Origin of the sequence: Aeromonas sp. S13(2024) (genome assembly GCF_041402405.1) — a bacterium.
GTDB lineage: Bacteria > Pseudomonadota > Gammaproteobacteria > Enterobacterales > Aeromonadaceae > Aeromonas > Aeromonas veronii.
This window is the reverse complement of sequence record NZ_JBGLRA010000012.1, coordinates 1-25,064: the sequence shown is the minus strand read 5'-3', so window position 1 is coordinate 25,064 and position 25,064 is coordinate 1. Positions and strand designations below refer to the sequence as shown.

The window sequence follows — 25,064 nt, the reverse complement described above, 5'->3', positions numbered from 1 at the left end:
AACAGAACAGGGGAGTCTGGGGAGCTGCATCGTAAAGGTGCACAGGAGAGCGACCTTATCAGGAAGCGCCATAGCCTGCCAACTCGGGGATCAGCTCCCGCAGCGCCGGATTGAGGGTCTGGTGGGCGGGATAGCAGAGCCCAATCCGGCGAAACATCCGCGGCCCGCTCACCGGCAGGGTACAGAGCCCCGCCTCATCCTCGACCAGCCCGTCCGGCAGAAAACTGATGCCGACCCCCGCCAGCACCAGCGCCATCACCAGCCCCTTGCTCTCGGCCTTGGCCACCAGATTGAGGGTAAGGCGGTCACAGGCCAGCAGGCCGATAGTCTGCTGATGGGCTTCGCAGGGCGGGCACTCAATAAAATCATAATGTTGCAGCTCGGCCAGCTCGATCCTTTCGCGACTGGCAAGGGGGTGGTCGACCGGCACGCAGAGCACGTAATCCTCCTCCCACAGCGGCAGAAAGATCTCGTCCTCCCGGCGCAAGGCATCCAGCGTCAAGCGGCAGTCGGCGGGGGTGGCGTAGTCGGAAAGGGTGAGATCCAGCTGCGGCAACACGCGCTGTACTTGCTGCAGCAGCCCGGCCACCCGGCGGCGACTCAAGTCCGGCATGATGGCGATATTGAGCCTCGCACGCGTCGCTTTCTGGCGAAACAGCTCCGGCAGACGGCGCGCCTCCTCCACCAGCTTGACCGCGTGAGGATAGAGATAGTGGGCCGGATCTTTCGCCACCACCCCCTTCTTGCCCCGGACAAACAGGCTGTCACCGAGCGCCTCTTCCAGCTGGCGCAGCCCCGCCGAGAGGGAGGGCTGGCTGACATGGCAGCGTTCGGCCGCCGCCGTGATGTTCTTCTCTTCATAGATGGCGATGAAGAAACGCAGCAATCTCAAGTCCAGCATAAACCAACCATAGTTTTTTCAGATGATAACCAGCGGAAAACAATATTTATCACTTATAGATACAGTGACTATAGTGATTGGGTTCCGTGCTGGCCAGCCACCTGTTTGCTCAAACCGACTCTTGAATCAGAAGGAAAGACCCATGTCCAAATCTCTCGTCGTGATCACCGGTGCCTCCGCCGGGATCGGTGCCGCCATCGCCCGTGCCTTCTCTGCCGCCGGTCATCCGCTGCTACTGCTGGCCCGCCGGGTCGAGCCGATGCAGGCACTGAACCTGCCCGATACCCTCTGCATCGGGGTCGATGTGACCGACACCGCCGCCATGAAAGCCGCCGTCCAGCAGGCAGAAGCCAAATTTGGCCCGGTCGGCTGCATGGTCAACAACGCCGGTGTCATGCTGCTGGGTCAGGCCGATGTGCAGGATCCCGCCGAATGGCAGCAGATGCTCAACATCAACGTGATGGGGGTGCTGAACGGCGTCCACGCAGTGCTGGCAGGCATGAAGGAGCGCCGCAGCGGCACCATCATCAACATCAGCTCCATCGCCGGTCGCAAGACCTTCCCGAACCATGCTGCCTACTGCGCCACCAAGTTCGCCGTGCACGCCCTGACCGAGAACATCCGGGAAGAGGTAGCCGATGTCGGCGTGCGGATGGTGACCATTGCCCCGGGTGCGGTCGAGACCGAGCTGCTCAGCCACACCACTGACGAGAGCATCAAGGCCGGTTACCACGACTGGAAAGATCAGATGGGTGGCGTCATTGCGCCGGAAGTGATCGCCGATGCCGTGCTCTACGCTTGGAACCAGCCTGCCAACGTCTGCGTGCGCGAGATCGTGCTGGCGGCGACCCGTCAGCAACCTTAATCCTGGCTGACTGACACTATGGGGAGGGCTTGACCCTCCCCCGGGGCACAGGGTTACCATGTGCCCTTTGTTTTTTCCGAGTCATTCCATGGTTCTCACCCGTCGCCAACTCGCTCACGCCCGTCGCTGGCTCCCCTTGTGGAGTCTGGTGCTGGTGTTGATGTCGTTTGGCAGCCGGGCCGCAACCGACCTCTGTACCCTGACCACCCACTGCAGCCAGAGCGAGCGTACCCTGGAAAAAGCGATGCCCTGCGGCAGCTTTACCACCGCCCTCTCGATGACGCTGGTAGGCAGCGACAGCCTGACGGTCGCCGTGCTGGAACCTGATAGTCCCGACTTCGCCTCCCCCTCTCTCTTTATGCCGGACGCCCCGTGCGAGCGGCTCGAACGTCCCCCACGCCCCTAGATCTGAAACGCATCCCGTATCGGGCATCTTTTCTTTCAATCTGAGGTGAGTGATGTACAAACCCCTGTTACTGGCCATGCTGGCCGGTACCGTCAGCTTTTCGGCTCTCGCGGCCGAGAAGATGACCGTCTACAAATCCAAATATTGTGGCTGCTGCCAAAGCTGGAACGAGCACATGGAGCAGAATGGCTTCGAACTGGAGGTCATCGAAACCGAACAGCTCGGCTCAGTGAAGCAGCAATACGGTATCGCGCCGGAACTGGCTTCCTGCCATACCGGTATCGTAAATGGCTATGTGATCGAGGGGCATGTACCGGCCGCCGATGTGCAGAAGCTGCTCAGGGAAAAACCGGCGATCCGTGGCCTGACCATTCCGGGCATGCCCCAGAGTGCGCCGGGCATGGATATTCCGGGCCATCCCTATGAGGTACTGAGTATCAGCAACGAGGGCGCGACCAACCGCTGGTCGAGCTACCCCGGCTGACGAAAACTGGCCATGAGAGGGCACTCCCATATCATGTGAGGCACACCTGAGCGGACTCTTGCCGCTCATGGCCAGAAAGAGGGCCGCTATCGCGAGATAGCGGCTTTTTTTGATTACATTTCCTGCAATAACAAGGGATTGCTTGCAACCACCGGCAACAAGGGGCAGATTTAACGCCAATTCATGGAGCCGATGCTCAGGTCTACCAACCCTTTCCAGCGCCAAGGATGCGACATGTTTACCTTTTCCCGAGGAGTTCTGCTGCTAGCCTTTCTGACAGTTCTCCCCCCCACTTATGCCAATGAAGAGCCCGCCATGCTGACAAGCGAACATCCAATCCAGCCGCCCGTGGCCGCCAAACATCCCCGCACGCTGAAAAAACACGGGGATACCCGCATCGACAACTACTACTGGCTGCGCGACGACGAGCGGCAGAAGCCCGAGGTATTGGACTATCTCAAGGCCGAGAACGCCTATACCGAGGCCATCCTCAAGCCGACCCAACCCCTGCGCGAACAGCTTTACAAAGAGATGGTCGCCCGCATCCCCCAGCAGGATGAGTCGGTACCCTATGTGAAGAACGGCTACCGCTACCAGACCCGCTATGAGCCGGGCAAGGAGTACGGGATCTACTCGCGCACCAAGCTCGGTGAAGAGCAGGCGAGCCTGCTGCTCGACAGCAACCAGCGGGCAGAAGGGCACGAGTTCTATGCCCTCGGCGCCCTTGAGGTGAGCCGCAACAACCGCTGGCTGGCGGTGGCGGAAGATTTCCTCTCCCGCCGTCAGTACCAGATCCAGTTCCTCGATCTGGAGAGCGGCCAGTGGGCCACCGACAAACTGGAAAATACCTCCGGCAATCTGGTGTGGGCCAACGACAACAAGACCGTCTTCTATGTGCGCAAGCACCCGCAGACCCTGCTGCCCTATCAGGTCTATCGCCATACGCTCGGGACGGATCCGGCCACGGACAAGCTGGTCTATGAAGAGAAAGATGACTCCTTCTACATCAGCCTCTACGCCACCACCTCGGAAGATTTCATCGTCATCGCCCTCTCCAGCACCACCACCGGCGAAGCGCGGCTGATCGATGCCAACCTGCCGGAGCACGCCCCCCGCCTGTTCCTGCCCCGCCAGGTGGATCACGAATACAGCCTGGATCACTACCGCGGCCGCTTCTATGTGCGCTCCAACAAAGATGGCAAGAACTTCGGCCTCTACGAGACCAAAGAGAGCCCGGTGGATCGCTGGAAGGCGGTGATTGCCCCCAATCCGGATGTGCTGCTGGAGAGCTACGCCCTGTTCAAGGATTGGCTGGTACTGGAAGAGCGCAACAAGGGGCTGACCCGACTGCGCCAGATCAACTGGCAGAGCGGTGACGAGAAGGAGATCGCCTTCGACGATCCCGCCTATGTCACCTGGCTCGCCTACAACCCGGAGCCGGATACCAGCGCCCTGCGTTATGGCTACTCCTCCATGACCACCCCCGCCTCTACCTATGAGCTGGATATGGCGAGCGGCAAGCGCATCCTGCTCAAGCAGCAGCCGGTGGCAGGCTTCAAGGCCGACCAGTACGCCAGCGAGCGACTCTGGGTGACCGCCCGCGACGGTGTATCGGTGCCGGTGTCGCTGGTCTATCGCAAGGACAAGTTCAAGAAAGAGCAGGCCGATGCGCCCAAGAATCCGCTGCTGGTCTATGGCTACGGCTCCTACGGCGCCAGCATGGATCCCGACTTCAGCAGCTCGCGCCTGAGCCTGCTGGACAGAGGCTTCGTCTACGCCATCGCCCATATCCGGGGTGGTGAAGAGCTGGGCCGTCACTGGTACGAAGATGGCAAACTGCTGAAAAAGCAGAACACCTTCAATGACTTCATCGATGTCACCAAGGCGTTGGTGGAGCAAGGCTACGGTGCCAGGGATCAGGTCTACGCCATGGGCGGCAGCGCCGGTGGCCTGCTGATGGGGGCGGTCATCAATCAGGCGCCCGAACTCTATCGCGGCGTGGTGGCGCAGGTGCCGTTCGTCGATGTGGTCACCACCATGCTGGACGAGTCGATCCCCCTCACCACCGGGGAGTATGACGAGTGGGGCAACCCGAACCAGAAGCGCTACTACGACTACATGAAGAGCTACAGCCCCTACGATCAGGTCAAGGCGCAAGCCTACCCCAACCTGCTGGTCACCACCGGACTGCACGACTCGCAAGTGCAGTATTGGGAGCCCGCCAAGTGGGTCGCCAAGCTGCGCGAACTGAAGACAGATGATAACAAGTTGTTACTGAATACCGACATGGACGCCGGCCACGGCGGCAAGTCGGGCCGCTTCAAAGCCTACGAGGATATCGCGCTGGAATACGCCTTTATCCTGGATCTGGCCACCCCGGCCAACTGATCTCTCATGACTCCGGCCCTTGTCATTCAAGGGCCGCATAAGAATCCTCTCGTAGTTTTTCCCTCTTCCATTTCCCTCCATATCAAATTAATCTTCGGCAAGAAAATGAATGATCGAGGTCATGTTTCTCAAGATTTAACTCCGTTATTTTGCCATTTCGTTTGATTTATGTTGGGTGAATGTGCTTAATCGGAGTGCTTGCAACTTTTTATTTGGCCCCTCAGGGGCCAATTTATCTTCGACCGACAGGAGGTCGGTAGCCTCACCACAGGATGAGGGTGACTGCCGGAAAGGGGGTGATCAACTCCCCCGCTTTCGCGCAACGAGAAGAGCGGGCAAGCCCGGCGCAGAACGGGATTGCCATCAATTTATCCGGGGATCGGATAAACAAAATCAAAGAAAAGGGAGAAAAAATGAAAGGATTAACTTTGGCATGCGCCCTGTCGGCGGCTCTAGTCGGTGTCTCATTCGGTGGTCCGGTACAAGCGCAGGAGCGCTTCGTGACCATAGGCACCGGCGGTCAGACCGGCGTCTACTATGTCGCTGGCCAGTCCATCTGCCGCTTCCTCAATCGCGGCGCCGCCGATCACCAGATCAAGTGCAACGCCCCGGCCAGTGGCGGTGGTGTTGCCAACGTCAACGGCATCCGCAGCGGTGAATTCAACTTCGGCATCATGCAATCCGACCACCAGTTCAAGGCGATGAAGGGGCTGCCGCCGTTCCAGGCCGAAGGGGCCATGGACGATATGCGCGCCGTCTTCTCCCTGCAGAGCGAGGTGTTCACCATCCTGGCTCGCCGCGATGCCAAGATCGCCAGCTTCGACGATCTGAAGGGCAAGCGCGTCAACATCGGCAACCCGGGCTCCGGCCAGCGTGACACCATGGAAGAGATCATGGCGGTCAAAGGCTGGAAGAAGGGTGACTTCGGTCTGCTCTCCGAGCTGAAGCCGGCCGAACAGGCCTCCGCCCTCGGTGACAACAACATCGACGCCATGAGCTACTTCGTCGGTCACCCGAACGGTGCCATTCAGGAAGCCTCTACCACCACTGATGCGGTACTGGTACCTGTGACCGGCGCCGACATCGACAAGCTGCTGGCCGAGAAGAGCTACTACAGCAAGGCCGAGATCCCGGGCGGCATCTACAAGGGCAGCGACAAGCCGACCCCCTCCATCGGTGGCAAAGCGGTGCTCTCCACCAGCGCCAAAACCGATCCGGAAGTGGTCTATCAGCTGGTCAAGTCGGTGTTCGACAACCTGGATCGCTTCAAGCGCCTGCACCCTGCCTTTGCCGACCTGAAAGAGGCCGACATGATCAAGGTAGGTCTCTCTGCACCGCTGCATGAAGGGGCTGCTCGCTACTACAAAGAGCGCGGCTGGCTCTGATTGAAGGCCCCGGGGCCTTTGTCACTCTCTTCGACACCCGTCTGCCGCCTGATTGCGGGGGCGGGTGTCGCTCTTGTTGTACTCGTTGGCACAAGTTAACCCTATGCAAGATAAACAACTCTCTACCGAGGAACTGATCGCCCAGGATGTGGGCGCTCGCCTGCCGCTGGGCCCGCTGGGCTGGATCATCACAGCACTGGCACTGGCCTGGTCGCTGTTCCAGCTCTGGATCGCCTCGCCACTCCCCTTCATGGTGGGGTTTGGCGTACTCAATGACACCGAAACCCGCTCCATTCACCTCACCTTTGCCCTGTTGCTGGCTTTTCTGGTGTTCCCGGCATTTCGCTCCTCGCCGCGGGATCGGGTTCCCCTCGGCGATATCGCCCTCGGTCTGATCGCTGCTGGCGCCGCCTCTTACCTGTTCGTGATGTATGAAGCGCTGGCACTGCGTCCTGGCACCCTCACCACCGCCGATCTGGTGACCGCCTGCATCGGCATTCCGCTGCTGCTGGAAGCGGCGCGCCGCGCCCTGGGGCCAGCACTGGCGGTCATCGCCATCGTCTTTCTGATCTACAGCCTGGCGGGCCCCTGGATGCCGGGACTGCTGGCACATCGCGGGGTAGGTTTCACCGCGCTGGCCAACCACCAGTGGATCACCACCGAAGGGGTGTTCGGCATTGCCCTTGGCGTCTCCACCAGCTTCGTGTTCCTGTTCGTGCTGTTTGGCGCCCTGCTGGAGCGGGCCGGTGCCGGTCACTACTTTATCCAACTCGCCTTCAGCCTGCTCGGTCACCTGCGCGGCGGCCCGGCCAAGGCGGCAGTGGTCGCCTCCGGCCTGACCGGTCTGATTTCCGGCTCGTCGATTGCCAACGTGGTGACCACCGGTACTTTCACCATCCCGATGATGAAGAAGGTGGGCTTCAGTTCAGAGAAAGCGGGGGCGGTGGAAGTGGCCTCCTCGGTCAACGGCCAGATCATGCCACCCGTGATGGGGGCTGCGGCTTTCCTGATGGTCGAATACGTGGGCATCCCCTATGTGGAGATCATCAAGCACGCCTTCCTGCCTGCCGCCATCTCCTACATAGCGCTGCTCTACATCGTCCATCTGGAGGCACTGAAACTGGGCATGCAGCCCATCGGCAACCATCAACCCAAACCCTGGCTGCGTCGCCTGACCGGTTTTGCCTTTGGCGCGGCCCTCATCAGCGGCCTGTCACTGGCGGTCTACTATGGCCTCGGCTGGCTCAAACCTGCGCTGGGTGAGTACGCACTGCCGGGGATCTCGGTACTGCTGGCTGCCACCTATGTGGCCCTGTTGAAGATCGCCGCCAGCAATGAACCACTGCCTGCCGAAGATCCCGACAAGCCGCTCACCGAGTTGCCCAACACCCGCGCCGTGCTGCTCTCCGGCCTGCACTTCCTGCTGCCGGTGGTGGTACTGGTATGGTGCCTGATGGTGGAACGCCTCTCGCCGGGGCTGTCGGCCTTCTGGGGTACCGTGATGCTGGTGATCATCCTGCTGACCCAGCGCCCGCTGCTCAACTGGCTGCGCAAGGACGGCAAGCACGACTACGGCACCGTCGCTGACGGCGTGGTGGATCTGCGGGAAGGGCTGGTTGCCGGTGCCCGCAACATGATCGGTATCGGCATTGCCACCGCCACCGCGGGGATTATCGTGGGTGCGGTCTCCCAGACCGGGGTTGGTCTGGTGCTGGCGGATCTGGTGGAGTTCCTCTCCATGGGCAACCTGCTGCTGATGCTGCTGCTCACCGCCCTGCTGAGCCTGATCCTCGGCATGGGGCTGCCGACCACGGCCAACTACATCGTCGTCTCCAGCCTGCTGGCGCCAGTTGTGGTGACGCTGGGGCAGCAAAACGGGCTGATCGTGCCGCTGATCGCGGTGCACCTGTTCGTCTTCTACTTCGGCATCATGGCGGATGTGACGCCGCCGGTGGGACTGGCCTCCTTCGCGGCTGCCGCTGTCTCCAAGGGTGATCCCATCAAGACCGGGATCACGGCGTTTTACTACAGCCTGCGTACCGCGGCGCTGCCGTTCCTGTTTATCTTCAACACCGATCTGCTGCTGATCGACGTGGACTTCGCCCACGGGGTGCTGATCTTCATCGTGGCGACCATCGCCATGCTGATCTTCGCCGCCGCCACTCAGGGCTGGTTCCTGGTGAAGAGCCGCTGGTACGAGAGCGTGCTGCTGTTGCTGGTCGCCTTTACCCTGTTCCGCCCGGGTTTCTGGATGGACATGGTGCACGACCCCTATCGCGAGACCCCGCCTGCCCAGCTGGCCCAAACCATGGGTGAAGTGGAGGCGGAGAGCACCCTGCGGCTGCGGATCCTCGGTGAAGATGCAGTGGGCAAGCCACGTAAGTTCACCCTGCTGGTCGCCGTACCGGATGGGGCGAATGGCGAAGAGCGGCTGGCCAATCTGGGGCTGAGCCTCTATGAGCAGGATGGCAAGACGCTGATCGACAACGTCGCCTTTGGCAGCCCGGCCGCCACCATGGGACTGGAGTTCGATCAGGAGATCCTCACCGTCAAGGCGCCGACCGAGCGCTGGACCAAGGAGTGGATGTGGATCCCGGGCTTCCTGCTGTTCGGGGCGATCGTCTGGCTGCAGCGTCGCCGCAGCGTCAAGGCTGGTTAATCCACCGGGCAGATGAGACAGAGGGCCGCTATTGCGGCCCTCTTTTTATTGCCTTGCCCTCTGCGGCTCTTGCGATGAGCGACAGTCATGGAAAGGGTAAACGGTGGCGAGCGGCCAAAAAAGTGGGGTGACATGTCCATGTCACCCCCTCGCAAATAGCATGTTCCATATTGGAGTCCGACCGCGCCGGGTCTCTGTTTCACTTTTCGATAGTTCGCGACCCATCTGACGTGAGCGCCAATTGCAGCGATGCAACTGGCCAGCTACCCGTTACAACCTTCGTCCACACGGCAGACAAGCCGCCGTGTTTGTCCTTGCAACTGAAATATTACGCATAAAAACAAAATAAAAAACGTTTTTATGCCCATTTCATTCACATCAGAGTACAAAAAACAGCCTTATCATCACCAACAAATTGTTATAAAACAGTAAGATAGGTTCATGCATGGTTATTCACCCGCAAAGGGCATCAGCAATGGCTTACAAGGCTTTGCGAGATCTCGCACAAAAAATGGCCGCCTCACAGCCAACGGCGCAGGGGCAACCAGTCGCTAAGGCGGGCTATCAGTCGCCTTGACCACCCTTCGGGTTTGCGCGGCAATCCACCCGCCTGCTCCTGCCAGTGAGCCAGCCAGGTTCGCAGCGCCTCGCAGATCGGCGGGCAGTGCAGATGCAGCATCAGTTCGGTATTGAGAAAGAGTGAGCGAGGATCGAGGTTGAGGCTGCCGAACAGCGCCCGCTCCTCCCCCAGCAGGATCAACTTGGCGTGCAGGCTGCCGTGGCCATGGTCAAACTCGGCGACCCGGATCCCTTGGCGCAGCAACCAGCCGAGATAACGCTGATAGGCACCATAGACCAGTGGCACATCGGTGCTGGCCAGCGAGTTGGTGAGAATGTCGATGGCGATCCCCTGCTGGCGCAGCCGCGCCAGACGGTGCCGGAACCCGCGGGTCAGGATGAGGTAAGGGGTCACCAACCCCAGCGAGCCGGGATTGTCATCCAGCTGGCGCCAGAGCTGACGGGCGGTGGTGGGACGGGAGATCAGCCCCTTGCCGGGACGGTCGAACCACACCTCGGCCCGCCCTTCATGCCACTGCAGCGGCAAATCGCGCTCGTCAAACAGCGCCGCAGGCAGATCGTAGACCGTGGCCACCGCCGGATCCGTCATGGTGAACAAGAAGTCGTTGACCACCTCTATTTCGGCGGGCAGCAGCTCGCGGCGCAGCAGATGGCGGATGGGATGACTCCAGCGGCTGTGCCAGAACTGCTCGAACCCCTGCGCCATCTGCTGACACAGGCCCCCCTGACAGACGAGATCGAGATCCACGAAGGGAGCTTGCGGATCCAGACCGAAGTAGCGATCGCCGATGTTGCGCCCGCCGATCAGCGCCAGCTTACCATCCACCAGCAGCAGCTTGTTGTGCATCCGGTGGTTGATGCGGCGAAAGCTGAGCAGCCCCTCCAGCAGCAGTGACAGCGGGCGCCAGCCCCGCAGCCAGAAGGGGTTGAACAGCCGCACCTCGATCCCCGGGTAGTGAGCCACCATTTCCAGAAAGCGGTTGTCACCGGCATAGAGATCATCCACCAGCAGCTGCACCTTGACGCCGCGCCGAGCGGCGTGGAGCAGCTCGCTCAGCAGCAGCTTGCCGCTGCTGTCCTCTTCCCAGCTGTAGTACTGCGCCTGGATCCGCTCGCGGGCATGACGGATCCAGTGGCAGCGCACCTTGAGCGCCAGCAGGGGATCGTCGATCAGGGCAAAGGATCCGGGGATCATGGTGTCATCCTGCTGTCATGGCCGGGTGTCATAACGCTGGCGAGCCTCTTCACATATTCAAAAGGAGTTGCTGATGGAACTGCATGATACCCCGATGTTGCGCTATCTGGGCCAGCTCAGCCAGCCAGATCTCATCCCGGCCACCGGCCCTGCTCACTGGTTTTTGCAACACAGGGACGGTGGCTGGCAATTGCCGACCGTGCAGGCGACCCTGCCGGTCAACCGGCTCAGGGCTGAGCCGCTTCGATAGCGGCAGCCTTGCCCTCGATCTGGGGCAGGCTGAAACGATAGGCCACGTAGTACTTGTAGATGGTGCCGACATAGTTGATCGGCCCCTGTCCGACTTCGTTGGCCACCAGCTGATCCACGTTGCCGAACCAGACGTTGGGATCGAGCCCCAGCTTCTCCGCCTTGCCTCGCAGCGCCTGCACCCGGTTTGGCCCGGCGTTGTAGGCGGCGAGGGCAAACAGGTGGCGGTTGAGCCGATCCAGCTTGGGATCATTGAAGTAGGTATCGAGGATCAACCGCATGTAGCGGCAGGCGGCCTCCACATTGCCCTCCAGCGTGGTGAGTCTAGCACCGTTAATGCCGACTTCCCGCCCCGTACTGGGCAGCAGCTGCATGAGGCCCACGGCCCCCTTGGGCGAGCGCGCCTTGGGATTGAGGCCGGACTCCTTGTAGCCAAGCGCCGCCAGCATCAGCCAGTCGAGATCGTATTGATTGGCGTACTTCTCCAGCACCTTGCGAATGGTCGCGAGGCGCCCCATAGGATCCGGCGCCAGGATATTGCTCATCTGATCGCTGCGAACCAGCAACCGGCGCAGGGTCATGTCACTGTAAAGGCTGTTGCGGCTGACACTCGCCAGATAACCATTGACCGCCTTGAGCAGCTCGGGGCTGTTCTTGCGCAGCGCCCAGGCACTGGTGCCGTTGCTGCGCAGGGGGATCAACTTGTGGGCCTTGAGGCCGGAGATCATGCCACCCAGCCAGATCCTCCCCTTGTAGCTGTCGGTCACCGTCAGGGGAATAATGCCAGCGGCCACCATCTCCAGCAGATCGCCATCCTGTAGATATTCGGGCACCGTCTCGATATAGACGGGGGGCAGCCCCAATTCGCGAAACAGCCAGTTGAGCTGGCGCAGACTCTCGTAGTAGCTGGAGCTGGCGCGCACCCAGACCCGCCTGCCGGAGAGCTGGGTAATGCGGCTGAAGGCGGGCAGGCTCTGCTGGCTCACCACCCACTCCTCGATGGAAGAGATGAGCGGCCGGGAGAAGGCCACCTGTTCACGCCGGGTCGGGGTCACCGTCATGGTCGCCGCCACCAGATCGCCGCGCCCCTCGGTCAGATAGTCCAGCAGCTTGTCCTGCCGCACCGGGATGTAGACCACCTTGAGTTTGACCTTCTCTTTGGCGAGATAGGTCTTGTTCAGCCAGCGCTCGAACCCTTGCAGCTGATTGACCAGAATGCCGTACTGGGCGCCGCGATCGAGAAAGTAGAAGCCGCGCTCATAGACCACCAGAGCCCTGAGTTCGCGCTTTTGCAGAATGCTTTCGAGGTCACCGGGTTGGGGCAGACGCTGTGGCTTGAGTTCAGCCGCGAGCAGGGGAAAACAGCAGAGGGCCAGCAGAGCCCAGATCCAGCGTCGCATCACGATGGCTGCCCCTGTGCTGAGGTCACGCCTGCTGCCTGTTGGCAGCACGGATCACGATAGAGGGTGGGATTGGGGGCAGAGATCCATCGCTGCGTCATGATGTTTGCGCCTTCTGTTGGCCGACTCGCGCCGGGCAAAAACGTCTGTGGGATAGAGTAACTATAGAACGCCGACCCACAGCAGAAGGGTCAACACGGCAGGCAAACCTGCCGCGTTATCAGACAACTCAGATAGAGCGGGCCCGCATTTCGAAAATCAGTTTTTCGGCGGTGCAGGTGAATTGCAGGCGGGCTTTCAGGATCACGCCGTTGGCGCCCTGGGTCAATTCGCTGCTCACTTGAGCTTCGGCAGTGACCTGTTTGGCCAGCGCTTCATAGGCAGCCAGCTTGGCGCGGGCATCAGCCTCGGCAGCGGCTTCAATAACCAGATCCATCACATCGTCGCCTTCGCCGATGATGGTGCCGATCTCGGCAAAACAGCCACAGCTGTCACAGGTTTCGTTCAGTTCAACTTTCTCGTCTACAGACATTTTCTACTCCTACTGCTTATTTCGGATGATTTGTGTCGTCACGCATCGCCTTGCGAAAATCTTTGATGGCGGTACCCAGATCCTCACCTGCACTGGCAAGACGCTTGCTGCCGAAAACCAGCACAACGACCAGCAAGAGGATCAACATATGCCAGATATGAATTCCACCGAGTCCCATAGGGATACTCCCTCACAAAGAGATATCTGTTACTTGTATCAAAATAGAGCGCAGGGATTGTTGGGCAAAATCAAGGCAGGTGCAAGTGAGCAAATAAATCATAGCCAAAAAATAGGGCGACCCTGAGGTCGCCATATTGATTGTGCTACATGTCCCCTCAACCGCTACATCCTGTACCAGTGGTTCATGCGAACCTGAGACCATTCGAGGATAAGATCGCCAAGATATGAAAACAAATGGTATAAATTCATCTTAGAATTGAAGAGGATTCATATCATGCTGCTGGAACAACTGGGTCGCATCGACCTCAATTTGCTGATTATCCTGCAGGTACTGCTGGAAGAGCGCAACGGCAGCAAGGCGGCACGCCGCCTTCATCTGAGCCAGTCCGCGGTCAGTAAAGCCCTTGGCCGTCTGCGCGATACCTTCAATGATCCCCTCTTCATCCGCTCTGCCTACGGGCTGGAACCCACCGGCCGCGCCCTTGCGCTGCAACAGCAGTTGCAACCCATCCTGCTGTCGCTGGATAACCTGATCCAGCCGCCCGAGTTCGACCCCGCCAGCTCGGAGCGAGAGTTCGTCATCGCCAGCATGGACAGCGCCTTCACCCTGTTTGCCCCGCTCTATCTGAGCGAGCTGAAGCGGCAGGCACCAAGGATCCGCTTGCGTTACGAGGAGTGGACCGAGAACAGTCTGACCGAGATGAGTCAGGGACAGGTGGACATCGCCTTCGCGGTGCGGGAGAACTGCATCAGCTCCGATTATCGGCTCGATACCCTGCCCGACAGCATCTGTCAGCGAGTGCTGGCGGTCGATGATCTCACCTGTCTGGTGCAGCAACACCACCCCGCGCTGCGGGAGCCCAACTGGAATCTGGAGCACTACCTCAGCTATCCCCATGTGCAGACTTACTGCGAGGGGCGGGACCGCTGGATGCTGGATCACAAGCTGGCAGAGCAGGATCTCTACCGGCGTATCGAGGCAACCGTGCCCTCCTTCGAGGCGGCGCTGCGGATGGGGATGCACTCCGACATGATAGTGACGCTATCCCGGCTCTACGCCCGCCACGCCACCCAGGTCTATCCGCTGTTACAGCTGCCGCTGCCCATCGGGCTGGACAGCATCTCCCATCTGCTCATCTGGCATCAGCGTCACAGCGAGGATCCGGGCCACCGCTGGCTGCGGGAGCTGCTGCTGTCCCTCATCATGAGCAAACTGGAACCTGCAGCGACCACTCACGGGTGACGGCACGTCCTCTCGGTAGGAAAAAAGAACGGGGCTCTGCGTAGCCCCGTTTCATTCACTTCAAGATGTAAATCACTCAGCCCTGGCCTGTCACCGCCAGATAGTGATGTACCCCGTCCAGCAACATCTGAACCGAGATCATCACCAGCAGCATCCCCATCAGCCGCTCCACCGCAGTGAGTCCCCGCTCACCCAACAGTTTGTTGAATACCTCGTAGAACATCAGGATCACCGCGCTGGCAGCCCAGGCCAGAAAGAGTGCCAGCGACCAGTCCACCATCCGGGTCGGCTCCTGATTGGCCAGCAGCATCAAAGAGGCGAGGATCGAGGGGCCGGCAATCATCGGGATCGCCATCGGCACCAGGAAGGGCTCCTCGCCCGCCGCCAGCCCGGTCACGCCCCCCTCACTCGGGAAGATCATCTTGATGGCGATCAGGAACAGGATAATGCCCCCCGCAATGCTGACCGCCTCCTGCCGCAGGTTGAGGAAGCCGAGGATCTGCTGACCGACGAACAGGAACAGCATCATGATGGCCAGCGAGAAGAGCAACTCGCGCACCATCACCTTGCGACGTCGCTTGGGATCGATATGACGCAGGATAGAGAGGAAGACCGGCAGGTTGCCCAGCGGGTCCATGATCAGAAACAGCATGACTGCGGCAGAGAAAGTATCCATACAACGCCCGGGCTACGCCCTGAATAGGGAAAAGAGAGGGGGCGAAATATAGCAAAGGGCGAAGAATTGAGCGAGCGCCATGATGCGCTCGCAGCGGGATTAACCGTGGTTGCAGATCTTGTCGGCGCGGGTCTGAAAACCCTCGGCCGAGTCGATGAATTTGCCACGGGCGGCCAGAAAGTCGATCAGCGCTTCTGCATCCATCTCGCTGGCGCTGCAGGTATGAAAACGGGCCTCGGCACCGAACCGCTCGGCCATCGCCTGCTTCAGGCTGGCACGGGTAAATTGCCCCCCTTGTGCCAACATCATCTCCATCACTTCGTGACCATGAACCGATTGCGACATCTCTCACCTCAATAATAAACATATTTAATGCCAATTAAATATCTCCACGCCCGGAGGGATCTTGATATAGGCCAATAAATTGCGCATTTCCTGGTCAGGGGAGTGGTCACCGCCACCGCTTTGTCGATAATGTGGCAACCCGCGTCAGGGATCGCTACACTAGCGCCCCTTTTTGGCCATCGCAGACAATGTATAAGGATATTGGCGTCATGCTGTTCCATGGAGAGGCTCTCAAGCCCTGGCAGATCTGGACCCGCCGACCACTCTGGCTCAAGACCCTGATCGGCATGCTGACAGGGGTGGGTCTGGGCGTCGGCTTTGAAGAGCAAGCCCTGTTGCTCAAGCCCCTTGGCGTCCTGTTCGTCAACACCATCCAGATGCTGATGGTGCCCCTCATTTTCTGCTCGGTCATCGCCGGTCTCACCTCGCTGCTCAAGGGCAAGGCCCTCGATCGCATCGGCAGCAAGGCGATCTGTCTCTACTTCTGTTCGACCGCCATCGCCATCTGCATCGGCCTGATGATGGGCTGGCTGCTGGAACCCGGCATGGGTGCCGACATGGGCCCCTATGAGCGGGTCGGTATGTCGGAACCACCCACCCTGGCCAGCGTGCTGAGCCATCTGGTGCCGAGTAACCCGGTACAGGCGATGGTGGATGGCAAGATCCTGCAAGTGATCGTCTTTGCGGTGGCGCTGGCGGTCGCCCTCAATGCCAGCGGTCGCCGTGGCCGCCCCGCTATCCTCTTCTTCACCTCGCTGGCCGAGGGGATGTTCAAGCTGACCCAGATGGTGATGGCGCTCGCCCCTTACGGTGTCTGCGCCCTGATGGCCTGGATGACCGGCAAGTACGGCCTCGACCTGCTGCTACCGCTGCTCAAGGTGATCGGCGCCGTCTACCTCGGCTGCCTGCTGCACGTGCTCGGGGTCTACAGCACCCTGCTGCTCCTGCTGGCACGGCTCAATCCACTGCACTACTTCAAGAGCATCGTTGACGCCCAGGCGGTTGCGTTTACCAGCAGCTCCAGCAACTCCACCCTGCCCATCAGTCTGGCCTGCGCCGAGAAGCGGCTGGGAGTCTCCCCCGCCATCACCGCCAAGGTGCTGCCCATCGGCGCCACCATCAACATGGATGGCACCGCCCTCTATCAGGGAGTGACTGCGCTGTTCGTAGCCCAGGCATTCGGTGTGGATCTGCACATGGTCGATTACCTGACCATCATCAGCATCGCCACCCTGGCCAGTATCGGCACCGCAGGCACCCCAGGCACCGGGCTGATGCTGCTGACCCTGACCCTGACGGCGGTGGGCTTGCCGCTGGAAGGGGTGGCACTGATTGCGGGCATTGACCGGATCCTCGACATGGCGCGCACCACGGTCAATGTTTCGGGGGATATTCTGGTGTCGGTGCTGATCGCCCGCAGCGAAAACGAACTGGATCTGGCGACCTATCACGATGCCAGCGCAGGGGAAGATATCGAGTTCCCGCCGCGCTAGCGGAAGAGAGATCAGCTGTCGTGGGGATCGTGATGACAGCGCCAGCAGACGTCGAAGTTGGCGCCGTTCTCCTCCCCGCACTGACCGCACAGCCAGCCGTTACCCTGGCGCTGCTGGTAACGCTCGATGACCCTTCCTGCCTTGCTGCGATCCTCGGCCCGCACCATCAGGGTCACCTGCAACATGTCGACCGGCAGCTCGCCAAGGGCGCCAGACAGCCCCTCGCCATTGAGGCGCACCAGCACCCCTTCCGCCTCCAGCGCCCCTTTCAACGCGTGCGCCTCCAGGGTGTGTGAGGCGCGATAGAGATTGATCCAGTTATCCATAGCTCCCCCTTACAACAACTTGTCGATGCCAAACTCGGCGCCGTTCTCAATCATGAAATCGATGAAGGCCCGCAACTTGCGCGGCATCAGTTGCCGCTCCGGAAACAGCAAATAAATCGGCACCCTGGGTTGCTGCCACTCTGGCAGCAGGATCACCAATTCGCCGCTGGCAAGCTCATCCTGACAGAGCATAGCGGGTAACGAGGCCAACCCCAGCCCCGCCTTCGCCGCCTCCCGGGCACAGGTAATATTATTGACCCGAAAACGGGATGGGGGGTCAACCAGCACCTCTCTGCCATCCAGCTCGAAGCACCAGTGAGAGGCGAGAAACCCGCTGCTTACCGTCACCCGCTCGAGGTTAGCCAGATCCTCCGGCCGCTCAATGACCGGGCTGCGGGCCAGATAGTCCGGGCTGGCACAGAGCAGCCTCCCGGTGCTCCAGAGTCGGCGCGCCGCCAGATTGGAGTCGCTCATGTCGCCAATCCGCACCACCGCATCCAGCCCTTCGCTGATGGGGTCCACCACCCGGTTGGTCAGCTCCAGCTCCACCTGCAGGGCGGGATAGGCCTGCAAAAACTTGGCGACCAAGCGCCCGACCACCAGTTGCCCCGTCTCGATGGGCACCGCCAGTTTGAGGGTGCCGGTCACCTCCTGCTGGCTGGCGCTCAGCATCAGCTCGGCTTCGGTCAGGGCATCGACCGCCTTGCTGCAGTGCAGGTAGTACTTCTCCCCCTCCTCAGTCAAAGTGAGCTGACGGGTGGAGCGATAGAGCAGACGCACTCCGAGCCGCTGTTCCAGTTCGGCGATGCGGCGGCTGACCATCGCCTTGGTCATCCCCAGCTCGCGGGCGGCCCCCGTAAACGAGCCCTTGTCGACGATACGCACCAGAATTAACGCGGCATTGAGATCCATTGTTGCACCAGTGAAACTGTATATCTCGTGAACCAATACTAATCGAAACAGTTGACCAGTGTTAGCCTGCGCCCCTTAAGTTCAGGAATCACAAAAATGAGTCAACACAAAAAAATTCCCCTGCTGGCAGCCATGATATTGGCGCTGCTCGGTCTGCTGTTCGCCGGTTACTGGTATCTTCACGGCCGCTATTTTGAAAGCACCGACAACGCCTATCTGCAAAGTGAAGTGACCGGGATCAGCTCCAAGCTGCCCGGCTATATCCGCGAAGTGCTGGTCACCGACAACCAGCCAGTCAAAGCGGGCCAACTGATCGCCCGTCTCGATGATCGCGAATACAAAACCAGGGTCGCGGAGGCCGAAGCCGACCTGCGCCTCAATCAGGCGACGGCCGAAAATCTGGCCGCCACCCGCACCCAACAACTGAGCCTGATCCAGCAAGCCGAGGCCAAGGTCGCCTCCGCCAAGGCCGAACAGCTGCGCGCCAGCCAGCAGGTCAACCGGATCAGTCAGCTCAACCAGCGCCACTACAGCTCGCAAGACAGTCTGGACGAGGTGCGTGCCGGCCTGCAGGTCAATCAGGCGCAAGCCCGGGAGGCCCAAGCCGCCCTGCAGGCGGCCCGTGAGCGACTGCTGGTACTGGATGCCGAGCGCAAACAGAATCTGGCCAAGCTGGCATTGAGCGAAGCACAACTGGAGCAGGCCAAGCTGGAGCTAGGTTATACCGAGCTGCGGGCACCGGCCGATGGCATCATCGGCAAGCGCAGCCTGCGGGAGGGGCTCTACGTCCAGTCCGGCATGCAGGTCGCCAGCCTGGTGCCGCTGCAGCAGGTGTGGGTAGAGGCCAACTTCAAGGAGACCCAGCTCGCTCATATGCAGCCGGGCCAGAAGGTCGAAGTGGTACTCGATGCCTACCCGGATCAACCGGTCGAGGGGATCATCGACAGCCTGGCCCCGGCGACTGGCGCCAAGTTCGCCCTGCTGCCGCCGGAAAATGCCACCGGCAACTTCACCAAAATCGTGCAGCGGGTACCGGTGAAGATCCGCATCCCCGAGCCGGGCCCGCTGGCAGGCAAGCTGCTGCCGGGTCTCTCCACCGAAGTGATCGTGGATACCCGCACTCCTGATCCCGTGGTGGCTGCCAACTGATGGAACCCATTCCTCGTCGCAACTGGATCGCGGTCATGGGGGGCCTTATCGGCGCCTTCATGGCCATCCTCGATATCCAGATCACCAATGCCTCCCTGAAGGACATTCAGGGGGCCCTGTCGGCCACCCTGAGCGAGAGCTCCTGGATCTCCACCTCCTATCTGGTGGCGGAGATGATCGCCATCCCCCTGAGCGGCTGGTTGAGCCGGGGGTTGAGTGTGCGCCGTTACCTGCTCTGGACCACCGGCGCCTTTATCGCTGCCTCCGTACTCTGCTCGTTCAGCTGGAACCTCACCAGCATGATCGTCTTCCGGGCGCTGCAAGGCTTCACTGGCGGGGCGCTGATCCCGATGGCCTTTTCCCTCATCGTCACCCTGTTGCCGCTACAGAAGCGGGCCACCGGCATGGCGCTTTTTGGCCTCTGCGCCACCTTCGCCCCCGCCATCGGCCCGACCCTCGGTGGCTGGCTCACCGAGCAGATGTCGTGGCACTACATCTTCTATCTCAACGTGCCGCCAGGATTGCTGGTGATGGCCATGCTGGCCCACGGGCTGGATAAAAAACCGGTGGACTGGGCCGTGATCAAGCGGGTAGACCTCATCGGCATCGTCACCATGGCGCTTGGCCTCGGCTTGCTGGAGGTGGTACTGGAAGAGGGCAACCGGGAAGACTGGTTCGGCTCAAGCTTCATCGTGCGACTGGCAGTCATTTCGGCGGTGGCGCTGGTGTTCTTCGTCATCAGCCAGCTGATCCGCCGTCACCCGCTGGTCAATCTGCGGCTGCTGCACAACCCGCGCTTCGCGCTGGCCTGCTTCGCCTATCTGATCCTCGGCATGGCGTTGATGGGATCTATCTATGTGCTGCCGCTCTACATGACCCAGATCCACAACTACAACGCGCTGGAAATCGGCGAAGTCCTGATGTGGATGGGACTACCGCAACTGCTGGTGCTGCCGCTGGTGCCCAAACTGACCCACAAGATAGACCCGCGCTATCTGGTGAGTTTCGGCTTCCTGATCTTCGCCGTCAGCTGCTTTATGAACGTCAACATGAGTGCCGACTACGCCGGGCCGCAGCTGATCCATTCGCTCATCGTGCGAGCGCTGGGACAGCCCTTCATCATGGTGCCGCTCTCCCTGGTCGCCACCGCCAGCCTGAGCCACGACGAGATCCCCTCCTCCTCGACCCTGCTCAACGTGCTGCGCAACCTGGGTGGTGCGTTCGGTATCGCCATCATCGCGACCATGCTCGACAACGATACCCGCACCCATGTGCTGCAGATTGGCAGCACTCTGGCCGCCAGCAGTATCGAGGGGCAGAGCTATCTGCTGCAGCTGGCCCAGAGCATGATGGCGCAGGGTTCAGGTCCCGAGATTGCCCAGCAGCAAGCCCACGCCATGCTGGCCAATACCATCAACCGGGAAGCGGCCATCATGGCCTACAACCAGGTGTTCTACATCATGGGGATCTTCCTGCTGATCGCCAGCGGCCTGATGTTGTTGCTCAAATCCCCCACCCCACGGGCAGCGGATGCCGAACCGCTAGAGGCGTGAAAAACGCCGGGCATAAAACGAAAAACGGGCTAATGCCCGTTTTTCGTTATCTGTTACCTGCACTCAACCAGAAGACGTTATCCCGCCAGCGACCCTGCAATCAGGAATTGCGCTGCGAAGTAGCTGCTCATCACCCAGGCGCGGGCGTGGGGAAAGGGGCGACGGAAGCGATCGAGCGCCAGCATGCTGTCGGAGAAGAGGAACATCAGCGCCCCCACCAGAGCGGCGGCCGAACCAGCAGTGAGAGAGGCGTGCCAGGCACCTGCGGCCACCCAGGCCATGCCGATGATCACCAGCATGTAGCAGAAGACCGGGATCCGCATCTCCCCCAGCTTGCCCCACAGCAGGCCGAATACCATGCCGGCGATCAGCAACAGCAGCAAACCATCCACCAGATTGAGCAGCAATGGTCCTTGGGCAAAACCGACGATATAGCAGAGATGCGCGACAAGAAATGCCGCCAACCCCTGAATGAAGCGATCGCTTGGCAGCATCAGCAGCACATCGCCCGCCAGCGAGAGACAAAGGCCGAGCAGGATCCAGGCGTGTGAACCGTCGTGGTCATAACTCTGGTAGCCGAACGCTAACGCGATGATAAGCAGCATGGTCAGCGGCTTGCTGATATAGAACTGGCGGCTGTCTGAACCGTAGGCAGCACGGATGTGCCACCAACCTGAAGCGATGATCAAGAAACTCAATAACATGCCCTGCTCCTCACCTGTTGCTCGCAGTCATACGGCAACCGTTTTTATCATGGTGCAGGGTAACAAATTCCCTCCCCCAGTGGCAGGGGTGCTGATCAAATGGGCAGGCTAAGCCTAAAGTCTAATTGCCGCCCCGAGTAGTTCAGGGCATAAGTGACGGGTCTGGAGGATCACCATGGAAGAAGCTATGAAGAACTATCTGCCCGCCATCGATATCATGATGTGCCATCTGGGGATCAGCTTTGAGCAGGCCTGTGAACAACTGGGTCTTAGCCAGCAGGAGCAACAGGCACTGGATCAGTTGCAGCAACAGCAGAGCCAAGCCAACTAGCCCGTTCAAACATGCATACCAAAGAGAAGACCGCCAGCAGGCGGTCTTCTCTTTTAGTCTGTGTGATACCTCGGCAAGGCATCATGCAATGCCTGCCAGCAGGCGACTCCAGTTGCGTTTACCAGCGATGAAGCCGTCCCGCAGGGCCCGGTACTCCAGTTGCAGCTTGAGACGGTCATAGCGCGCCAGCGCCTTGCGCTTGCGCAGCTCCAGCAGCCGCTTACGACTGGCATAATAGTGTTGCAACTGCTGGCTCAGCTTGTCGTACTCCTCCTGCAGCAGCGCCTGCCACAGTTCTAGATCTTCCTGCTTGCGCAACTTGGCTTGTGCCCGTTTCAGCTGCATCTGCAGCCGGGCCTGCTCGATACGCTCCTCCGGCGAAGATCTGAGATCTCCCGCCAGACCGCACCAGGAGGCGAGCCGGATCAACCACTTGGTCGGATCGAACTGCCACCAGTGAATGCCATTACGGTAGTCATTCTCGAACAGGTGGTGAAAGTTGTGGTACCCCTCGCCAAAGGTGAAAAAAGCCAGGATGCCGTTATCGCGAGCGGTATTGCGGTCGGTATAGGGCTGACTGCCCCAGATGTGGGCCAGCGAATTGATGAAGAAGGTGGTGTGGTGAGTCATCACCATTCTCAGCACGCCTGCCAACAGCAACATGCCGAGCATATCCCCGTGCCACAGGCCGAGCAGCAGCGGCAGCCCCAGATTGGCCGCGAGCGCCAGCGTCAGATAGTTACGGTGCTGAAACGCGACCACCGGGTTGTTCTGCAGGTCACGCACATTATTGTAATCGCCATAGCGATCTCCCTGATGCTCCCGCAGCATCCAGCCGATGTGGGAATACCAGAAACCGCGCCCCGCGCTGTAGGGGTCTTTATCGTTGTCATCCACATGACGATGGTGACGGCGGTGATCGGCCGACCAGTGCAGGGCAGAATTCTGCAGCGCCAACGCACCGCCGATGGCAAATAACCACTGCAAAGCGGGGTGCGCCTTGTAAGCCTTGTGCGACCAGAGCCGGTGATAGCCTGCGGTGATGGAGAAACCACTCAGGCAGAACAACAACAGGAAACTGGCCCACTGCCAGAAATCGTAACCGTGGCTCATGCCGTACCAGGGTACGACAATCAACGCCACTATCCCGGAGAGGGAAAACAGAAGGGTATTGGTCAAAATAATGGGAGGTCTGGCCATCTCATTGCATCCTTTCAGCGAACAGCTGTTAGCCATTTTCTATGGTGATTTCCTCACGGTCAATGGTAAAAAAGTAGGATACAAACCTGATCCTGAGGCGCCTTCGGGTTATCATTTGGCCTCAATAAGCTGAAGGTGACTGATTTCGTGGGTATTCGCGCTCAACAAAAAGAAAAAACTCGGCGTACATTGATCGATGCTGCATTCAGCCAACTGTGCGCCAATCGGAGTTTCTCCAATCTCAGCCTGCGGGAAGTCGCTCGTGAAGCGGGTATCGCTCCTACCTCTTTCTATCGCCACTTTCGCGATATGGAGGAACTGGGCCTGACCCTGGTTGACGAAGGAGGTCTTACCCTGCGCCAACTGATGCGACAGGCACGCCAGCGCATTGCCGGTGGTGGCAGTGTCATCAGCACCTCGGTGCAGACCTTTATGGAGTTCGTCGAGAACAACCCCAACATCTTCCGGCTACTGCTGCGGGAACGCTCCGGCACCTCGGCCGCCTTTCGTCAGGCGGTGGCTCGCGAAATCCAGCACTTTATCGCAGAGCTGACCGATTATCTGGAAGCCACCACAGAAGCACCACGGGAAGATGCCTACATCCAGGCAGAAGCCATGGTCACCATCGTCTTCAGTGCCGGTGCCGATGCACTCGACATGACCAGCGAAGAGTGCCGTGCACTCTCCGACCGAACAATTCGCCAACTGCGGATGATCGCCATGGGCGCCGAGGTACAAAACCAGAAGCGCCGTGAACCTCACCCATGACCACAGGATGGAGAACGATATGACTGAACAGCTTATGATTCCGAAAAAACCGCTCGCCATGGCCATGCTGATTGGTATCTGTGGCGATGCCTCTCTGGCCGTGCTGACCAACTCGGTCGTGCCTTTCTCCTTCTTCCCGCTGATTGCCCTCTGGCTGGCGGCCTATCAGCTGTTCCAGCACTATCGCCATGAACCTATGGTGGGCAACACCCCCATCTGCACCCTGCTTTGCTTCTTTATCGGTGTCTTCGGCCACTCCGCGCTGCTCAAGGTGCAATACCCGGAGCTTGGCAGCAACTTCTTCTCCCTGGTCATGATGCTGCTGTTACTGGCGGCCCTCTCCATCAAGCTCGGCCTGAGCATTGGCAACAAAGAGAAGCGCTGATAAATCGACCTAGTGATGGTAATCAGCTGATAGATAAAGCAAATAGGCCTTCCCGTCGGGAAGGCCTATTTGCTTGAGCGATACCTGATTAATACGGCAATCTCGGTATTCCCAACCTAGCCAAGCTGCTGGGCTTCAAGATCGATGTGCAAATGGAAGAGGGGGTGGTCAATATGAAACTGCCCTGTAGTCAGCAGGCGGCAGAAGGCTGATTTGACCACCTGCAGAGTCGTTCAAATTGCTGTGAATGAAACTGATAGGGCTCGGATATAGCCCGAAAATGGTGGAAATAATCGGCTATCTGGCCATTCTTCCGACAGGTAAAAGCCTGACATTGGCGATATAACGCACTAAAAATACAAAAGCCCGGTCGTGAAGCCGGGCTTTTGTATTCGTTCTGGTATGCAAACCTGTGGGTCTTATGGACAAAACCGCCCATAGCAAAAAGGCCTTCCAATTCGGGAAGGCCTTCATATTAGTGGCGGAGCGGACGGGACTCGAACCCGCGACCCCCGGCGTGACAGGCCGGTATTCTAACCGACTGAACTACCGCTCCGCATTCGGTTAGCTTGCGCTAAATCATTTGCTGCTTCTTCTGAGGTGTCATCCTCGCAGCCAGTGACGTGATTCTTCACATCGCTGTTTAATTGGGTGCCTGGCAGTGTCCTACTCTCGCATGGCGAATGCCACACTACCATCGGCGCTACCGCGTTTCACTTCTGAGTTCGGCATGGGATCAGGTGGTTCCACGGCGCT

25 protein-coding genes, 1 tRNA gene and 1 rRNA gene are annotated in these 25,064 nt (G+C 59.8%); 14 read left to right on the top strand and 13 right to left on the bottom strand.

From position 1 onward, the window contains the following. Nucleotides 1-58: 58 nt before the first annotated feature. Complete coding sequence (locus ACB042_RS15385) at nucleotides 59-901, bottom strand: LysR family transcriptional regulator (RefSeq protein WP_042081422.1); 843 nt, start codon at nucleotides 899-901, stop codon at nucleotides 59-61. Nucleotides 902-1,043: 142 nt separating this feature from the next. Here ACB042_RS15385 and ACB042_RS15380 point away from each other — a divergent pair, with 142 nt between their 5' ends. The 6 genes from ACB042_RS15380 (at nucleotide 1,044) to ACB042_RS15355 (ending at nucleotide 9,088) form a co-directional block, all read left to right on the top strand. Then, nucleotides 1,044-1,766, top strand: a complete 723-nt coding sequence (locus ACB042_RS15380) for an SDR family oxidoreductase (protein ID WP_005348556.1) — start codon at nucleotides 1,044-1,046, stop codon at nucleotides 1,764-1,766. Nucleotides 1,767-1,854: 88 nt separating this feature from the next. Then, nucleotides 1,855-2,172 carry a hypothetical protein gene (locus ACB042_RS15375; RefSeq protein WP_157161567.1) on the top strand — a complete coding sequence of 106 codons (318 nt, stop codon included), beginning with the start codon at nucleotides 1,855-1,857 and terminating at the stop codon, nucleotides 2,170-2,172. 52 nt (nucleotides 2,173-2,224) lie between these two features. After that, complete coding sequence (locus ACB042_RS15370) at nucleotides 2,225-2,656, top strand: DUF411 domain-containing protein (protein WP_371178678.1); 432 nt, start codon at nucleotides 2,225-2,227, stop codon at nucleotides 2,654-2,656. 234 nt (nucleotides 2,657-2,890) lie between these two features. Beyond that, nucleotides 2,891-5,044, top strand: coding sequence for a S9 family peptidase (locus tag ACB042_RS15365; RefSeq protein ID WP_371178677.1), 2,154 nt, complete (start codon nucleotides 2,891-2,893; stop codon nucleotides 5,042-5,044). Nucleotides 5,045-5,457: 413 nt separating this feature from the next. Further along, the gene (locus ACB042_RS15360) at nucleotides 5,458-6,429 is read left to right on the top strand and encodes a TAXI family TRAP transporter solute-binding subunit (protein ID WP_371178676.1); all 972 of its coding nucleotides are present in this window, start codon (nucleotides 5,458-5,460) and stop codon (nucleotides 6,427-6,429) included. A gap of 103 nt (nucleotides 6,430-6,532) precedes the next feature. Beyond that, entirely contained in the window at nucleotides 6,533-9,088 is a 2,556-nt protein-coding gene (locus ACB042_RS15355) for a TRAP transporter permease (protein ID WP_371178675.1), read from the top strand. 520 nt (nucleotides 9,089-9,608) lie between these two features. On the opposite strand, the gene ACB042_RS15350 is transcribed toward ACB042_RS15355, so the two are convergent. Continuing rightward, nucleotides 9,609-10,862 carry a phosphatidylserine/phosphatidylglycerophosphate/cardiolipin synthase family protein gene (locus ACB042_RS15350; RefSeq protein ID WP_247823814.1) on the bottom strand — a complete coding sequence of 418 codons (1,254 nt, stop codon included), beginning with the start codon at nucleotides 10,860-10,862 and terminating at the stop codon, nucleotides 9,609-9,611. A 73-nt stretch (nucleotides 10,863-10,935) separates the two neighbouring features. Between ACB042_RS15350 and ACB042_RS15345 the strand changes: the two genes are divergently transcribed. After that, nucleotides 10,936-11,112 (top strand): hypothetical protein, encoded by a 177-nt coding sequence (locus ACB042_RS15345; protein ID WP_005339947.1) that lies wholly within the window; start codon nucleotides 10,936-10,938, stop codon nucleotides 11,110-11,112. Here the strand turns inward: ACB042_RS15345 and ACB042_RS15340 are convergent. The 3 genes from ACB042_RS15340 to tatA form a co-directional block, all read right to left on the bottom strand. Continuing rightward, nucleotides 11,090-12,511 (bottom strand): lytic transglycosylase F, encoded by a 1,422-nt coding sequence (locus ACB042_RS15340; protein ID WP_021231555.1) that lies wholly within the window; start codon nucleotides 12,509-12,511, stop codon nucleotides 11,090-11,092. The two genes, ACB042_RS15345 and ACB042_RS15340, sit on opposite strands and share 23 nt — an antisense overlap. A gap of 229 nt (nucleotides 12,512-12,740) precedes the next feature. Then, nucleotides 12,741-13,043 carry a YfcZ/YiiS family protein gene (locus tag ACB042_RS15335; RefSeq protein ID WP_005339945.1) on the bottom strand — a complete coding sequence of 101 codons (303 nt, stop codon included), beginning with the start codon at nucleotides 13,041-13,043 and terminating at the stop codon, nucleotides 12,741-12,743. Nucleotides 13,044-13,059: 16 nt separating this feature from the next. Beyond that, nucleotides 13,060-13,221 carry a twin-arginine translocase TatA/TatE family subunit gene (gene tatA / locus ACB042_RS15330; RefSeq protein WP_201905994.1) on the bottom strand — a complete coding sequence of 54 codons (162 nt, stop codon included), beginning with the start codon at nucleotides 13,219-13,221 and terminating at the stop codon, nucleotides 13,060-13,062. A 276-nt stretch (nucleotides 13,222-13,497) separates the two neighbouring features. On the opposite strand from tatA, the gene ACB042_RS15325 reads away from it, so the two are divergent. Further along, on the top strand, nucleotides 13,498-14,466 hold the full coding sequence (locus ACB042_RS15325) for a LysR family transcriptional regulator (protein WP_005357635.1): 969 nt from the start codon (nucleotides 13,498-13,500) through the stop codon (nucleotides 14,464-14,466). Between the two features lie 76 nt (nucleotides 14,467-14,542). Here ACB042_RS15325 and ACB042_RS15320 read toward each other — a convergent pair whose 3' ends face one another. Together ACB042_RS15320 and ACB042_RS15315 are read right to left on the bottom strand one after the other, a co-directional pair. Next, a complete protein-coding gene (locus tag ACB042_RS15320; protein WP_013724175.1) occupies nucleotides 14,543-15,142 on the bottom strand; it encodes a YhgN family NAAT transporter in 600 nt (199 codons plus the stop codon). 99 nt (nucleotides 15,143-15,241) lie between these two features. Continuing rightward, nucleotides 15,242-15,487, bottom strand: coding sequence for a YecH family metal-binding protein (locus tag ACB042_RS15315; protein ID WP_005357633.1), 246 nt, complete (start codon nucleotides 15,485-15,487; stop codon nucleotides 15,242-15,244). Nucleotides 15,488-15,696: 209 nt separating this feature from the next. Here ACB042_RS15315 and ACB042_RS15310 point away from each other — a divergent pair, with 209 nt between their 5' ends. Further along, on the top strand, nucleotides 15,697-16,980 hold the full coding sequence (locus ACB042_RS15310) for a dicarboxylate/amino acid:cation symporter (protein ID WP_005357632.1): 1,284 nt from the start codon (nucleotides 15,697-15,699) through the stop codon (nucleotides 16,978-16,980). An 11-nt stretch (nucleotides 16,981-16,991) separates the two neighbouring features. Here the strand turns inward: ACB042_RS15310 and ACB042_RS15305 are convergent, their stop codons facing one another. Next, the gene (locus tag ACB042_RS15305; protein WP_005339933.1) at nucleotides 16,992-17,306 is read right to left on the bottom strand and encodes a DUF2007 domain-containing protein; all 315 of its coding nucleotides are present in this window, start codon (nucleotides 17,304-17,306) and stop codon (nucleotides 16,992-16,994) included. A gap of 9 nt (nucleotides 17,307-17,315) precedes the next feature. Then, nucleotides 17,316-18,218 (bottom strand): LysR family transcriptional regulator, encoded by a 903-nt coding sequence (locus tag ACB042_RS15300; protein ID WP_157161571.1) that lies wholly within the window; start codon nucleotides 18,216-18,218, stop codon nucleotides 17,316-17,318. A gap of 96 nt (nucleotides 18,219-18,314) precedes the next feature. On the opposite strand from ACB042_RS15300, the gene ACB042_RS15295 reads away from it, so the two are divergent. Both ACB042_RS15295 and ACB042_RS15290 read left to right on the top strand, forming a co-directional pair. After that, on the top strand, nucleotides 18,315-19,367 hold the full coding sequence (locus tag ACB042_RS15295; RefSeq protein ID WP_005357630.1) for an HlyD family secretion protein: 1,053 nt from the start codon (nucleotides 18,315-18,317) through the stop codon (nucleotides 19,365-19,367). After that, nucleotides 19,367-20,920: a DHA2 family efflux MFS transporter permease subunit gene (locus ACB042_RS15290; RefSeq protein ID WP_371178674.1), complete on the top strand. Its 1,554-nt coding sequence runs from the start codon at nucleotides 19,367-19,369 to the stop codon at nucleotides 20,918-20,920. The genes ACB042_RS15295 and ACB042_RS15290 overlap by 1 nt, the downstream gene beginning before the upstream one ends. A 77-nt stretch (nucleotides 20,921-20,997) precedes the next feature. On the opposite strand, the gene ACB042_RS15285 is transcribed toward ACB042_RS15290, so the two are convergent. After that, complete coding sequence (locus ACB042_RS15285; protein WP_005348507.1) at nucleotides 20,998-21,624, bottom strand: lysoplasmalogenase; 627 nt, start codon at nucleotides 21,622-21,624, stop codon at nucleotides 20,998-21,000. Nucleotides 21,625-21,799: 175 nt separating this feature from the next. Here ACB042_RS15285 and ACB042_RS15280 point away from each other — a divergent pair, with 175 nt between their 5' ends. Beyond that, the gene (locus ACB042_RS15280) at nucleotides 21,800-21,955 is read left to right on the top strand and encodes a hypothetical protein (RefSeq protein WP_005348505.1); all 156 of its coding nucleotides are present in this window, start codon (nucleotides 21,800-21,802) and stop codon (nucleotides 21,953-21,955) included. 81 nt (nucleotides 21,956-22,036) lie between these two features. On the opposite strand, the gene ACB042_RS15275 is transcribed toward ACB042_RS15280, so the two are convergent. After that, complete coding sequence (locus tag ACB042_RS15275; protein ID WP_144715965.1) at nucleotides 22,037-23,155, bottom strand: fatty acid desaturase; 1,119 nt, start codon at nucleotides 23,153-23,155, stop codon at nucleotides 22,037-22,039. Nucleotides 23,156-23,302: 147 nt separating this feature from the next. Here ACB042_RS15275 and fabR point away from each other — a divergent pair, with 147 nt between their 5' ends. Then, entirely contained in the window at nucleotides 23,303-23,923 is a 621-nt protein-coding gene (gene fabR, locus ACB042_RS15270; RefSeq protein ID WP_005339921.1) for an HTH-type transcriptional repressor FabR, read from the top strand. Nucleotides 23,924-23,942: 19 nt separating this feature from the next. Then, nucleotides 23,943-24,308, top strand: coding sequence for a YijD family membrane protein (locus tag ACB042_RS15265; RefSeq protein WP_371178673.1), 366 nt, complete (start codon nucleotides 23,943-23,945; stop codon nucleotides 24,306-24,308). Between the two features lie 479 nt (nucleotides 24,309-24,787). Here the strand turns inward: ACB042_RS15265 and ACB042_RS15260 are convergent. After that, nucleotides 24,788-24,864: transfer RNA gene (locus ACB042_RS15260), tRNA-Asp, on the bottom strand. A 97-nt stretch (nucleotides 24,865-24,961) separates the two neighbouring features. Continuing rightward, nucleotides 24,962-25,064 (bottom strand): 5S ribosomal RNA (gene rrf, locus ACB042_RS15255); the annotation flags it as partial.